Source organism: Clostridioides sp. ZZV15-6597, from assembly GCF_020657815.1.
Taxonomy (GTDB): domain Bacteria; phylum Bacillota; class Clostridia; order Peptostreptococcales; family Peptostreptococcaceae; genus Clostridioides.
On the sequence record NZ_JAGWCT010000001.1, the window covers coordinates 98,256 to 110,898 of the forward strand.

The 12,643-nt window shown below is 27.3% G+C and carries 15 protein-coding genes; all 15 read right to left on the reverse strand.

Annotated features, from left to right (window positions below; translation table 11 throughout):
- Positions 1 to 41 precede the first annotated feature (41 nt).
- Positions 42 to 842, reverse strand: coding sequence for a hypothetical protein (locus tag KGF52_RS00575; RefSeq protein WP_227838769.1), 801 nt, complete (start codon positions 840 to 842; stop codon positions 42 to 44).
- Positions 842 to 1,336, reverse strand: coding sequence for a hypothetical protein (locus KGF52_RS00580; protein ID WP_227838770.1), 495 nt, complete (start codon positions 1,334 to 1,336; stop codon positions 842 to 844). The genes KGF52_RS00575 and KGF52_RS00580 overlap by 1 nt, the downstream gene beginning before the upstream one ends.
- Before the next feature lie 15 nt (positions 1,337 to 1,351).
- Complete coding sequence (locus KGF52_RS00585; protein ID WP_227828989.1) at positions 1,352 to 2,344, reverse strand: hypothetical protein; 993 nt, start codon at positions 2,342 to 2,344, stop codon at positions 1,352 to 1,354.
- A complete protein-coding gene (locus KGF52_RS00590; protein ID WP_227838771.1) occupies positions 2,337 to 2,972 on the reverse strand; it encodes a hypothetical protein in 636 nt (211 codons plus the stop codon). Before KGF52_RS00590 ends, KGF52_RS00585 begins: the two co-directional genes overlap by 8 nt.
- 44 nt (positions 2,973 to 3,016) lie before the next feature.
- A complete protein-coding gene (locus KGF52_RS00595; protein WP_227828991.1) occupies positions 3,017 to 3,610 on the reverse strand; it encodes a hypothetical protein in 594 nt (197 codons plus the stop codon).
- 24 nt (positions 3,611 to 3,634) lie between these two features.
- Entirely contained in the window at positions 3,635 to 4,606 is a 972-nt protein-coding gene (locus tag KGF52_RS00600) for a hypothetical protein (RefSeq protein ID WP_227828992.1), read from the reverse strand.
- Between the two features lie 69 nt (positions 4,607 to 4,675).
- Positions 4,676 to 5,134: a hypothetical protein gene (locus KGF52_RS00605; RefSeq protein WP_227828993.1), complete on the reverse strand. Its 459-nt coding sequence runs from the start codon at positions 5,132 to 5,134 to the stop codon at positions 4,676 to 4,678.
- Between the two features lie 39 nt (positions 5,135 to 5,173).
- Complete coding sequence (locus KGF52_RS00610) at positions 5,174 to 6,562, reverse strand: hypothetical protein (RefSeq protein WP_227828994.1); 1,389 nt, start codon at positions 6,560 to 6,562, stop codon at positions 5,174 to 5,176.
- A gap of 12 nt (positions 6,563 to 6,574) precedes the next feature.
- The gene (locus KGF52_RS00615; RefSeq protein ID WP_227828995.1) at positions 6,575 to 6,802 is read right to left on the reverse strand and encodes a hypothetical protein; all 228 of its coding nucleotides are present in this window, start codon (positions 6,800 to 6,802) and stop codon (positions 6,575 to 6,577) included.
- Positions 6,765 to 8,249, reverse strand: coding sequence for a hypothetical protein (locus KGF52_RS00620; protein ID WP_227838772.1), 1,485 nt, complete (start codon positions 8,247 to 8,249; stop codon positions 6,765 to 6,767). Before KGF52_RS00620 ends, KGF52_RS00615 begins: the two co-directional genes overlap by 38 nt.
- Complete coding sequence (locus KGF52_RS00625; protein WP_227838773.1) at positions 8,218 to 9,993, reverse strand: terminase large subunit; 1,776 nt, start codon at positions 9,991 to 9,993, stop codon at positions 8,218 to 8,220. The genes KGF52_RS00620 and KGF52_RS00625 overlap by 32 nt, the downstream gene beginning before the upstream one ends.
- Entirely contained in the window at positions 9,983 to 10,810 is an 828-nt protein-coding gene (locus KGF52_RS00630) for a hypothetical protein (RefSeq protein WP_227828998.1), read from the reverse strand. The genes KGF52_RS00625 and KGF52_RS00630 overlap by 11 nt, the downstream gene beginning before the upstream one ends.
- A 197-nt stretch (positions 10,811 to 11,007) precedes the next feature.
- Positions 11,008 to 11,193 (reverse strand): hypothetical protein, encoded by a 186-nt coding sequence (locus tag KGF52_RS00635; protein ID WP_227838774.1) that lies wholly within the window; start codon positions 11,191 to 11,193, stop codon positions 11,008 to 11,010.
- 117 nt (positions 11,194 to 11,310) lie between these two features.
- Positions 11,311 to 12,150 (reverse strand): hypothetical protein, encoded by an 840-nt coding sequence (locus KGF52_RS00640; protein ID WP_227838775.1) that lies wholly within the window; start codon positions 12,148 to 12,150, stop codon positions 11,311 to 11,313.
- Between the two features lie 156 nt (positions 12,151 to 12,306).
- Complete coding sequence (locus KGF52_RS00645) at positions 12,307 to 12,585, reverse strand: HU family DNA-binding protein (protein WP_227838776.1); 279 nt, start codon at positions 12,583 to 12,585, stop codon at positions 12,307 to 12,309.
- Positions 12,586 to 12,643 lie beyond the last annotated feature (58 nt).

Sequence of the window (12,643 nt, forward strand, 5' to 3'; positions counted from 1 at the left end):
TATTTCATCATCCTCTCATTTTTTACATAAAAATAACACTGCTATTTAACAGTGCTAGTTTGTATTTTTATTTCTTTAGACCAATGTTTCATCTTATCTGCCCCAATTTGGTATTTAAAAGACCATGCATAACCTAAGTTTTCATTATAATTCTTAAATTGAATTTTAGTCTTATAAATATTAATCAGTTGCCAATAAGTCATTTTTAATATTTCATTTATAGGAATATACCCATCTATATTTTGAACTATATTTATATAATCACATAAATGATATGCTTCCTTCTCTCTTTTCTTTCTTTCCTTCTCTTTGAAGTGTTCAATTAACTTTTTTTCTCTCTCAGAACCAGTATTTTCAATCCATTTATCCTCATCATCTTTAAGACTATTTTTATCAATGCAAAACATTTCTAAAATCAAATCTGATACTAGTCCAAAATCTTCTCTACTTATAAAAGCATTTTTCTTCTTATCATCCGATTTAATTAAAATTCCTATTTTAATATTATTCATATATTCAATATTCTTAATATCAGTTTTATACAATATAGATAAAGATTTTTTTATCTTATCACTAAGTAATTCAACTTTCTCTGAAGAGTCTTTTCTTGATGTTAACATCATTAAATCCAAGATAGGTATGGTATCATATTTACATTTTAATTCAAATGATTCCTCGTTACATAGCTGAGAATAACTTTTCTCAAGTATTAAAAAAGGGTTAACTATCTCTAAGTTAACCATATCAAGTTTAACAAGTTCTCCAATAGTTGGTTGATATATAGTACCCATCATATTATTTAAAACTATTGGTAGTCCTGTAATATAATAATTCTCTAACATTACATATCACCAAAACTTTCAGCAGATACAGTTATAACAAATCCATTGTAATCAGTGCTTAGATTGTACATTTGATATACATTTTCTAGCTTAATCTTACCTATACCAGCTATTTCCTCATTTTGAGTTATAATATCAACTATACAACACACCAATGCAACATCTCTTAGACCATTTGCTGTATCCTGACATTCATCATGACAAACAACACCAATTTCTATCTTTGTTTTTTTAACTGTCCTACTTCCTTCAGAACATGGTCTATACTCTGTCATTATTATAAAAACTGATATATCTGCTTCTTTTAATACTTTTTCTACTCTTCTATTTAGAAATACTTTCTTGTTTCTAAGCTCTTTAACTGGATTTTTTATATCAGGCATGGATAAAATATCTTTTTGGGATTCATCATTATAAATCATAAACTTAGCGAAGTTTTGATTTGACATTAGAGTTGTTCCAATATTACTTATCATCTTGTTAGGGAAAGCCATATAAGCTAATAATATCTACCCCCTCAGTGTTATCTTTTTAGTATCTATAGTTTCATTTGTTTCTTTGTCTTTTGTTAATAATAAAACTTCTAATCCAGAGTACTTAGCCAATGTTCCACTCTGTAACGTGCATGTTTTCTCGTTTTGATTAATTATATTACAAAATTTATACCGCTTGTCTAAGAGCCAATCAACGCCTTGAGCATGGTCTATAGTGTATTCATTTTCTTCACCTAGATTAATAAATTCGTCACCCATAATCTTACTAAAAGGTGTAACTGTATTATCATTTTCAGATAAATCATTCCAAGCAATATTATTTATTGTATCATCTTTTGAAATTAAAGCATCCTGTAAACATATAGCTTTAATAAGACCATCTGCCCCTGTTTCTCTGCCATTATACTCAAAATCATTAACAGATGTAATTCTAAAAACGGTTTTACCAGTTAACATTATTCTAGTGTCAATATCTATAGTCTTAGTTATATAATTACTTCCAAAGTAAAGCTGTCTTTTTGTATCTGCTACAGATGTATATTTATTATCTGCCATACCATCAGAATATAAAGTTAAGTTTTCTACTGAGAGTGGAATTTTATATGTTTGACCTTTATATTTATAATTAAAGAATTGATTACATCTTTTTATTATGAAGTGCTTATATGTATCCATTTCTTTATGTTCTTTAAATATAGTCAACCAATAACAATTATCAAAAAAAAGATAACAACCTACATCTACATTTAAATCAGACTCCACTAATAGATTTTTTTCATCTAGTGACCTTTTATCATTATTAGTTATATCATTAATTGCAACTACAGCTCTTTTAGTCTCTTCTGTTATACAAATTTCATCTATATCAGTTATTGGTACTTCAATACAGGTTGGTGTTTCTTTTAAATATTTCTTAAAACTTAATCTTAATTGTAAAATTCTCTTTTCTTTAGGGGTTGAACAACCAAGTCCAATTCTTTTTTTATAATTATTAATATAACTACTCAATTTTATCCCAACCTTTAAAACCTTTATATGAATACCTTGTTTTATATTTGGCAAGTTGCTCTCTAATCTGAATTTCTAATGAACAAAGTTTTGCTAACATATTAGCACCAGACTTAGTATTATAGTCTGAATCTGTTAACATCTGCTTTAAATTTTCTTCTCTAAGAATCTTAGGTTGAAGCCACCAAATCATCATTCCATAAGCTAATATAATTATTTCATCTAAATCAAGGTCTGAAATTATTTCACCTAAATATTTACTCTTAAATAAAATTTCTTCCTCTGTTTCTGTTTCAAAGGTTATTATGCAGTCTTCTTCTCTAAACTCTATAGTATAATCTTTATTTATTTCATATTCTTTATTTGTAGATTTACCAATTAAATAAATATCATAATTTTTATTAATTTGATTAACAACATATTCTAATTGATTTATTGGAATTGTAATACATGATTCTTCTTGTCCTATTATAGATAAATCTTTTCTACATTCGTAAAAATCAAATGTAGCTTTTTGAAGATATGAATACATCATTTCCTCAATTATTTCTTCTTCAAGTAACAACATCTCCTCATCATTTATCAGAGAAAGAAATTGTTTATATATATCTTTTACTGGCGTAGCCATATCATCACCACTCTTTTATAAAATAGGTGATGTATAACACCACCCTAATCCTCAAATAAGCTTTGTAAACCTAGTCTAGTAGCTATTAAATGTTCCTTATAATGGGAATCAAATTTACCTTTTTTATATAATTCGATTACTCTTGAACCTAAGCATTCTATTAAGCCATAATTAGCCTTTTCTACTAGATTAACAAACTTATCATTATCTAATTTTAATAATATATGATTTATATAGTCTAAATCATATTCATCTAAATACTCATATATATCTTTTAAGTTCAAATATTCTAATATATCTTCAACAGTATAATCATCACTATCAACATCAACTATAGTTATAAGATAGTTTTCAAAATACCCTCTATGTTTATTTGATATCTCATATAAATCAGACAATAATATAAATGTTTTTTCTCCAGCTTTATTCATTTCAAATATTAATCTTTCATCTCTATCTCTATAAAGAACAGTACCAGTATCTAAGTTCATTATCTCAACTTCTATTTCGTCTTTAAGTTTCCTTAATTCACTTCTCAATTGTTTATATGTTTTTCTTGAACTCTTCTTTTGCAATATTTTATTTTCATTAATTTGTTCAATTTCATTTGAAACTTCTTTTTTTGCTTTTCCAGCCATTTTTAATCTCCCTTCTAATATATGTTATTGTATCTTGTACATACCAAATTTAGACGCCACAACAACACCTAGATGCATTTTTCTTGACATGAACATTTCTATTTGTTGGTCATCTCTAACTGCTCCATCAGTATTTTCTATTATTAATGTGTCACCTTCAAATCCTAATTTGATTATCTTCTCATCATTTGGTATAACATATAAAATATTATTGCTTAATGCCCATTTATCTCTCTCAACATCATAATAATTAGGTAATTCTATTACTGGTGTTCCACTAAAGTTTTTAACATATCCAAAGTTCCTCTTGTCGTCTTTATCTAAATCAGCTCCAACACCTTCTATATTTCCTACTGCCTCTGGAGTTCCATATATAGCTACAGATTGTCCAGTAGCACCTTTTACTTTATTAACTATTTTCTTTAAGTCCTTATCTGAATAAGCAGCACTAGTCTTTAAATTAGTATGTACAGATGTGTAAGCCCCTTCCATAGTAGATGCTATTGCTTCTGCTATATGATGTTGGAATGTAGAAGATACTCTGTCTACCATTTCAGACCAATCTATTCTTCCAGCTATAAATCTATCAAACTCTTCATATATAGCTATTGCTAATTTAAATGCAGATGTAGGAACTTTTTTACCTAATAGTCTTTGTCTTCTTGTACTATTTTTACCTTCAGCTATATTTGCAATTCTTAATAAATCAGTATTTTTGACTGTAAATTCTTTTTTATTACCTAAATCAAAGTTTTCTACATCACAAAAATCTGAAAATGCCTCTTCAGTTAATCTATTTACTTTATCAGTTATTGTTTCAGATAATATTTGGAATATCTTATATTTATTTTCAAAGAACGTATATTGTCCCCATTTACCTCCACATATATCTATTATTTCTTTTCTTAATGCATCTTCGCATTGAGCATAATTTTTTACTTTTCCATTTAATATATCATTTGATAAATCTTTTAATGCTATTATATCTATAGCCATCTTTTTTCCACCTTTCATTAGTCATTTTTTGCATAAAAAAAGAACTGTTTCCAGTTCATCTATTTGTTATTACATAAAAGATACATATACGGACTCTTGTCCATTAAAGTTATACAATTCCTCAACTCTTGCAACTACTGAACCTGTAGTTTTTTTTGTCAATTTATATGTATCTGCCTTAAGTTCTAATTCATCTCCAACAGCTACTACACCATCAAAATGTTTTTTAGCTAAAGTCATACATAATCCCTTATGAGGTAATCTAACTCTATCTATTTCACTTGCTTTTAATTCATAATCTCTTTCATCTAATCTTTCATCATATTGAAGTGCAACACTGTCTAAAATTCCAAATCTACATCCTTCTGTTAATTTTTCTATTTTATAGCAATCGTTTCCTAGCTGTGAATCGACTAAACCGCCTAATGCAACTATTGCACCATTTTCTAGTACATCACTTCCATTTTTTGCTGTTACAACATCTGGATATTTATCTATATCACAATTTAATATCGCTTTATCTGCCATTTTTATATCTCCTTTTCTATTTTTTATAAAAAATAAACACTACTTATTTGAGTGTTTTTTTAATATTTGTTCATATGATTTTGTATTTTTATTTTCATCTTCCAATGTAGATGAATAATTTATTTTTGCTTCCTCAAGAATTTCTTCTTTCTTATCTTTTGTACTAAATTTCTTTGTGTTTTCTTTTAACTTAGCATAATCAAGTAAACTTAATTCTTTTCTTAAATCCTCTAAAGATATATCTTTATTTATAGCAGATTCTTTAAAAGTCTTAACTTCATCTTCTGTTAACGAACTAAATTCTGAGATAACACTAGAAACTTCTGCTTTATATTCTTCCATTTCTTTGTCAGCCTTGAACTTTCTTAAACCTTCCAACTCTTCAGTCAGATTTTTTATCTCAGTTTCTTTTTCATTAAATTTTTCAAGTACTAATTCTTTTAAAGTATCATCTTTAGAAAAAGTTTCTATAACTTCTCCTTCTTTTTTCTCTCTCCATTCTTCTATATATGATTTTCTTTTTTCATAATCTAAAACAACATCATCACCATCTATAGAATATGGTATACCATAATAGTTACAATAATTTATATTGTCTTCTAATATAGCTATTTTTTCTTCTGGTAAAATAGTTCTTAAATAATATTCTCTAGTTGTGTATTTACCTCCCCAATAAGGGTCTTCAACCTCAACCATTTTATTTTTTAATTGACTATTAATAGAAATATCTATATCTTCTATTGATAATAAATCATTTTTCTTTTTATCCAATAAATTTTCCTCCTTCCCTTTAAATGAATACATTTCTTTGCAAATATCATAAATTGCTTTTTTATATTTTGAAAAATTACTATATGTATTTATAGATGCACCTTCAATTCCAGGAGCAACATCATCTCCTAAAATAGTAATTCCTAAAAAACTAAATTTTTTAATATTATAATATCCATCAGCCTTATCAACCTCTCCATCTTCAACTGCTATTTCCATACTTACACTTTTTGATTTTGACTCTGTCAATAATTGATATGCTGAATTTGAATAGTGTTTCCATATAAGCCCTGTACAATTTAGATATGTTTTTCCATCTTCTTCTGTATAAGTTATTTCAGTATGGTTTGGAATCACACCAAGCGGTCTTTCTAAGAATTTATACTCTATAGAATAACCCTCATCATTCTTTACAACTTTAGTTATCATATTATGTTCATCAAAATCTACTGCATTTTCTTCTTCATCATATTTTATATATCCAAGTATTGGTATATCTGATAAAGTTGATTCTGCATTATTTATAGTTGATAAATCAAACTTAGTTTTATTTAAATTTTTACCTTCATGTAAAATCTTTAATTTTACATTTAATTTTCTATCATCTTCTTCATTAGAAAATGTCTCAAATCCACATGGAATACTAACTACTTTCAACCTCTCACCTCCTTAAATAAACATTACATCACTAAAACTTATATCTTTAAAATCTGCCTTACTAAAATTAAGTATTTCAGTAGGCTTATTTTCAAATAAATAAAATGATTCTTTACCATATTTATTTTCATTAATAAAAGTAAATCCTTTTTTCATTAATTCGTCTTTTTTATCACTTGTAAATGCAATAATAAACCTTTTGTTATTTATTCTCATCTTTTCTATCTGCTTTGTTTCCATTTGTATCACCATCACCCTTATCTTCATTAGTAGGTCTTCCAGCGTCAGTATTTGAAAATGTATATGAAGCCTGTTTTACTGGCAATAAATCATCTATTTCCATTAATTGTTCTGCCTTATATAAATTAGCAATTTCAATTGGCTCTTTTCCAGTACTAGCTAAATATACTAGTCTACTATCTCCTACACTATTTATATTTTCTCTAAGTTGTTGTGATATCTTAGATTGGTTAAAATGAGTTGTACCAACAAAGTAAAGTTGAAATGCTTTAGATGGGTTCTTTTTATTTAATTCATAATTTATCCATATCTCTATTTCATTTTGAATCCTCATTGGTATTAAACTATCTGCTATAACACCATCTGCAATTGATTCTGTATTTATTTTATCTGAGTTAAAAAGTGCTGTATTGATTCCAGCATTATCAAATATAAATTCTTTTGCTTCTTTAACATAATCATTAATCTTTGATTTTCCATCACTTAGATTAATCCCTTCCATATCTAGTGGAGTTACTGCTACAGATGTCCCTGCTGGTAAATTAGATTTTATATCATTGTAGTAAGCACTTAATAAATCAAATGCAACTAATGGCTCATCATTTTTACCATAAGGAACTTTCCCATGTATTAACTTAATACTTTCAATAATAGCGTTAGAACCCTTTAAATCTTTCATATCTTCAAGTTCCAAAATATCATCAAATAAAAAGCTAAAAAATGGTATTCCTTTTGTTGAATCAATGTCTATATTAAACGCTACAGCATTATCACTTAATTCATAGTACTTATTTTCTATTAAGTCTTCATTCTTCAATTTTCCATCTCTTAATTTTTTATATGCTTCTTGAACTTCTATTGGAAATGCTGATAAAGTCTTCCTATTTATTTTTCTTAAATCAATTCCATACCTTAATACCCCATTTACTTTGGATGTTATTGTACAATAAGAAGCTGGTATTTGTTGCATCATTATGCATTTTGAATCTTCAATTTTATATAGATATACTTCTCCTTGTTCTAATACTTTTTCAGTTATCCAAGGACAAATATGTTTAAGTTGATATTTTTTTAGAAATGTAGCGGATTTAAAAAAAGAGTTGATATACTCATCTTTATCTTTGAATTTAGAAATATTTGCTGGTATTATATAATGGTCAAATGTATTCATGGTTGAAATCATATTTAGAATTCTTTTATATGTACCAGATGTTTCTTTAAGTAAAAGACTTACCTTTTGTAGTAATTCTACGTTTTTGTAAGGGTCTGTCATAGCTTTTCTTACTTGGTCTCTACTTATATTTCTTATCTTATACATTTCATTTGACAGATTTATAGTGTTTTCTATCATTGCATAATTTCTTTGTCTTAATTGTTCATTTAAGTACTTTATTTGGTCTAAAGTATAATCTTTTTTATCTCCTTTGAGTTCTATTATGGTTTCCACCTCCTGACCAGAATGAAATTATTTGTCCACTTTCTTTGCTATTTCTCTTTTTTAATTCTCCATCTAGTAAATTTGCTAGATAATTTCCATATGCTAAGGAAGAATATCTATCTTTCCTTGCTTTTCCCTTTTCTTTAACTTTAAGCCACTTTTGACCATCATTTTTAACAGTTTCTAAGTTAATTAATTCGTTTACAAGTAGCGTAGTTTGTTTATATGGTAATATCATTCTTGCTTGGTCTGTATAATTTTTCTTTGCATATCCAGCTGTACTACTTAACATATCATTTGCTTCTACATCATTTATAGGTAATTTTATTCTATTTTTTAGGAAAACATCAAGTAAACCAATTATACAATCATGATTTATTTGTCCATATGCTTTAATCTCAAATATAACTGGATAATTCTCTTTTGTAGTAAAATTATTATGTAAATGATTTGTATTAGCGTGAGAAAATGCATTATATTCTTTATTTCTAGCATCATCATAATTAACCCTAAGTAAATCAGATAAAACACTTTGTCCTACTCCTTGAGTATCTATAACTAAGAAATCTGCTTCAAAATCAAAGAACAATTGCTTTAATTTTATTGCTTGTTTATCTGGCTTCATACCATTATGAGATTCTATATGAACAACCATTCTTTCATAATAATCTTTCTCGGGCAATAACCTCCAGCATGTATATACTGAGTTATCATTATTTTCTCCTTCTGCAATAGCAATGTCAGCAGAAATTATCCTTAGTTCACCTTTTCTTTTTTGTAGATTACACTTTACTTTTCCATTTTTAGCCGATAATACTTCTAAATCTGTTGGAGGATAAAATGGATTTTTTAATGTCCTACATGGATTTACATAAGATGACTTAAATATTGCATCTTCATTCTCTCCAAAGAAAAGTGATTCCATCTCCATAATCCAAGAAACAGCATCCATTTCTCTTTTCATTTCATCTGCTCTTTCTTTATCCAGTATTCCATGATGAAGAGAAAGTTTATAATTACAATTAAGTACAAATTTATCTCTACCATCTATCATATCTTTAACATACAATTTAAATTTGTCATATGCTTCATGCATCCTAAACCATGCACTACTTAGATACAATTCTTTATTAGGTTCTGGAGGGTAATCTTCATATTTTCCATCTTTTTTAAACTTTAGATTTCTACTTACATTTAGAAATGGCTTAAGAATCCTATCTTGTATTTCTTTTTTTACTAATCTAAACTCATCTACAATAAGAATATTAAAACGAAAACCTCTTGACTGTTCATTTGAGACTATAGCTTCTATAGTGCTTCCATTATGAAATGTCACCTTAGAAAATTTGTTATTATATTCTATCTTTTTAATCTCTCTAGCTAACATAGGAGATTGTTTTACTAATTCTTTTTCTATCTTTTCTCTTATAATAAGTTCTGCTTGTGATTTAGTAAATGCAGCTATACCAATTTTAGAATTTGGATATAAAACAGCTCTACAACATGCATATACAGCAGCAATCCAGCTCTTTGCAAATCCTCTGGCACATATAAGCATTGCATAGTTAACCTTATCAAACATATATATTAAAATACTTTGAACCAAATATAAATTAAGGCCAAAATAATCTATACAAAATCTGTGAGGATTTTCTCTATAAAACTTAGTCCATTCAATTACACCTTCTTCAAAAGCTTTAGTTTTATCTGAATTAATCTCATTGTTATTTAATTTTCTAGTTTTAGTTATCATTTGGATTATCCTCACTAGCTAACTGAAATACTTTTCTCATTTGTCCTATAAACCACTTATTAATATATGTTTTTATTTTATCTACATCTTTAAATTGCTCTGAAGGCTCTCCTATTGGTCTATAATTCTCTATTTTATCAATCCATGTACCCCATGTAATAGTTTCATTTTCTGCTAAACTTGCTTCTTGAATAGGTTTTATATTTGCATCATTCATAAGTTTTGATATTAAGGTATTCATTTTCTCAAATCCTGTAGCGTCACCATTTCTTAGTGCTTCATCACTCTTTAATAAACATTTAGAAATTTGCTCTAACAACATTTTTTCAGCAGGTCTTTTACATTGATATGCAATAGAAAATTCATTAAATTTATTTTCTAAAAACATATAATCTTCTTTTCTTAACCCTGCTCCCCATCTTTCAATCATATCATTACTTATCTTTACTTCTTTTAGTTCAACCTCTATATCAAGTTTATCTTCAATAGAGTTATCAAAAGAAGTTTTGCCTCTATATTTTGAATTTCTATTAACAATTTTCATATATTCATCAATAGAATCTTCACATTTCTTTCGCATAGATTCTTCAGCCAAGTTATCGTCAAAATAAATATCAAAATTGAAACAAAGATGTTTTAAGGCCTTTAAACTACTATTGTATTTTTCATTTAATCTATTAAACATTTCTTTGAAACAATCCTTGCACACAGGTAATCTACCATTATCTAAATATATATCACTATAACTTTTCCAAAAGTATCTCTCTTCATATTTCTCTTGTTTACAACAAGAACATTTTTTCTTATTTACTGCCACATATTATCACCACCATAAAAAAGACCACTAGAGAACCAACCCTAGTGGCTAATAGGGAGATTCAGTTCAATTAAGAGCTGAATTAAGTTTACTTTATAAAATTAACTCAGCTCTTAATAAAATATCTCCATTATATTATCAAACAAATATCATTATCAATATATTAAGTAAAAAATAAATAGTCTAAGAACTTAATCTTAGACTATTGTTTCACTTAATCTTATCGTTATATTTAAATCTGTATTACCAGCATATTTATCTAAAATATCACTAAGTAATACCTCGTGGTCTCCATCTTTTAAATGCTCTACAATCTTCACTGTTCCATCTTCTTCTTTTACTATCTCACATTTTTCTAAGACTGTTCCTTTATTATTTTTCATATATTATCTCCCTTATTTTTTTATTTTGTAGAGTTATAGTTTAGGTAGGATGAAAAAACTATAACTCTACTAGGAATGTATTAATATCTTTATCTGCAAGTGCTTCACTTCCAGAAATTATATTATGAGTTTAAAATCTATATCATTTTCCTCTAACCAACTTTTAGCTATCTTCTCCATCTTCAAGATTTCTTCATATGAAAATCTAGCTAATCCTTTACCTTTTCGATTTCTAACATTAATGCCAAGTTTATAGTTAATGAATCTATAAAATTCATCCCATGCTTTACCAAACATACAACTAAACTTTTTAACTGCTATTGTCCTAACACATTTATTAATAATAGCTTTACTTTCTGTTATAGTGACTGAATTAGTTATAACATCTTCTAAATGAGATATTCTTTTATTTTTCAACCCTATTAACTCAGTCTGTAGTACAGATAATTTATTATGGTCGCCAGAAATTATCGCTTCAAGCATATCTTCTTTTATATTTTGTTCAGTTCTAATTTCTTCTATTACATCATTTACAATTTCAGTTTGTTCTTCTGCATCGTGTACAATATCTAGTAATCTAGTTCTGATTTCTTTAGCAACTTCTGAATCTCTAAGTAACATGCCTATTCTAAGAATAGCTCTTTTAGGTATTAATATCAGACCTCTTGGAGGAATTTTAAAAGTGACATCCAGTCCCTTTTTAGTGTTTTCAAGTACTTCAGCTATATCATTATATTTATATAACTTAAGACCATCTAATTCTAATTCAATTCTATTTCTCTGTATAAGTTTTTTTATTGTATCTCTATCTACTTCATAATACTCAGAAACAAGTTCTACTGTACTAAAATCTGTATTTGCTAAAGTCAATATCTCTTTCACATGTTCCAATACATCTACTCTATCTATATTTCTATCTCTTAATTCTTTATTTTCTATAAGTTTTTCACCATTCATTTTATCAAATCTCCCTTTTAGTATTTATTTAAAAGGAAGAAAGACTTACTGCTATCTCACGACATGTGCTTTCTTCCAACTCTGAAATGATGGATAATTATCCCACAAATTTTATTACAATTATCCATCTCGTGAATAATATATTTGTCTAATGTATTATTTTATTGCATCTTTTAAAGATTTAGCTGCTTTTACTTTAGGAACTCTTTTGTCCTCAGTCTTCCAAGGCTTTTTAGTTCCATCTTCAAGAGTTATTTCACCCTCTCTACCTTTTTGTACCTTAGTTAGATACTTAACCCCCATTAGAGTTAATTCATCACCATTTTTTAATACTTCGTTTCTTTTTTCTTCAATCACATCCAGTATTTCTCTCGCTTTTACCTGTGATATATCCAATCCCTCTGCTACTATTTTTATAAATTCTTTAGTTTTCATATTTTTCAATCTCCCTTTTCTCATATAATTTTCATTTGATAATAAGAGGTTTTATTTT